Source organism: Mycobacterium sp. 663a-19, assembly GCF_035616495.1.
Lineage (GTDB): Bacteria > Actinomycetota > Actinomycetes > Mycobacteriales > Mycobacteriaceae > Mycobacterium.
Map to the genome: position 1 here is coordinate 1 of NZ_JAPJAV010000028.1, position 1,764 is coordinate 1,764.

Genomic DNA, 1,764 nt, shown 5'->3' on the forward strand with positions numbered 1-1,764 from the left:
CCAACCGGTTAGACGCCTCATCGAGCTCCCGATACGTCATGGCGCAGCCCTGGTAGCTGATCGCCACCGCATCCGGGCTGCGGGTCACCTGCGCGGCCCACAGCACCGGGATCGACACCGCCGCCGGCCCCGGCGCACCCAACACCGCCCGATTCCCCCACCCATCCAGGCACCCATGCTCACCGGCGTCGAGCACATCAATCGACGACAACGCCCGCATGGGGTCCGCGGACATCGCCACCAACACCCGCTGCAACCGCCCCACCAACGCCTCAACGCTCTGTGCATCGAACACGTCGGTGCGAAACTCCACCGTCCCACCGATGCCGGCGGGCTCCCCGGAAGCCGTGAAGTGTTCAGCCAACGACCACGTCAAGTCCATGCGGGCGGTGTGGGTGTCGGCCGGCACCGGACTGACCTGCACATCACCCAACGCCCACCCGGCGGGGTCGGTGCCGTGTCCGGGCAGGTTCTGCCAGGCCAACATCACCTGCACCAGCGGGTGATGCGTCAGCGACCGGGTCGGGTTGAGCCGCTCCACCAACACCTCAAACGGCACGTCCTGGTGCTCGTAGGCGCCCAGCGCGCGGGCACGCACCCGGGCCAACAGCTCCCCGATGGCGGGATCCCCGGCCACATCGACGCGCAGCACCAGAGTGTTGACGAAAAACCCCACCAGCTCATCCAGGGCGGGATCACGCCGCCCAGCGATCGGGAATCCCACCGCCACCTCGGTGCAAGCAGCCAGCTTGGCCAACAACACCGCCAAACCGGCCTGGACCACCATGAAAGAAGTCGCGTTGTGCTCACGCGCCACCCGGGCAATGTGCGCCTGCAGCTGCGCCGGCCACTGCACCGCTACCCAGGCGCCGCGGTAATCAGCCACCGCCGGATAAGGCCGATCAGTGGGCAGATCAAGGCGCTCGGGCAGCCCCGCTAGGGCCTGCTCCCAATAGGCCAACTGCGCCGCGATCGGACTGTCCGGATCGGCCAAATCACCAAGAAGTTCCCGCTGCCACAACGTGTAGTCGACATACTGCACTGCCAACGGCGCCCACTCCGGGGCGTGTCCCGCACACCGGCTGGCATAGGCCACCCCCACATCAGCGATCAGCGGGGTGATCGACCAGCCATCCGCGGCGATATGATGGGCCACCGCCACCAACACATGATCCTCGGCGCCGAGGCGGAAAAGCCGTGCCCGCAACGGAATCTCGGCGCCCAAATCAAAACCGCGACGCACCAGTGCACCGATGGCCTGACCCAGTTGGCTTTCCGACCAACCACTGCCATCAACAACCCGCCAACCCCAATCGGCCTGCTCGACCGGGATCACCAGCTGCCGGGGTGTGCCATCAACCGCAGGAAACAGCGTGCGCAAACTCTCATGGCGGCCCACCACATCACCCAGCGCGGCCCCCAACGCATCAACATCCAGGCAACCCCGCAACCGCAGCGCGGTCGCCATGTTGTAAACCGCAGAAGCCCCCTGCAACTGCTCCAAAAACCACAACCGCTGCTGGGCAAACGACAACGGCACCACCGCCGGCCGCGGCTCGGCCACCAACGGCGCCAACCGGCCCACCCCCGCACCGATCCGCGGCGCCAACTGCGCCACCGTGGGCGCCTCAAACACCGCCCGCACCGACACAGCGGCATCCAACGACTTCTTCACCGCGGCGATCAGACGCATCGCCAACAACGAATCCCCACCCAAATCGAAGAAGGAGTCATCCACCCCCACCCGCTCGAGTCCGAGGACCT

The 1,764-nt window shown here is 67.0% G+C and carries 1 protein-coding gene; it reads right to left on the reverse strand.

The genetic code is table 11. The annotated features are described in order from the left end of the window. Window positions 1-1,764: condensation domain-containing protein (locus tag OQ968_RS24680; protein ID WP_324682274.1), on the reverse strand; the 1,764-nt coding region annotated here is incomplete at both ends.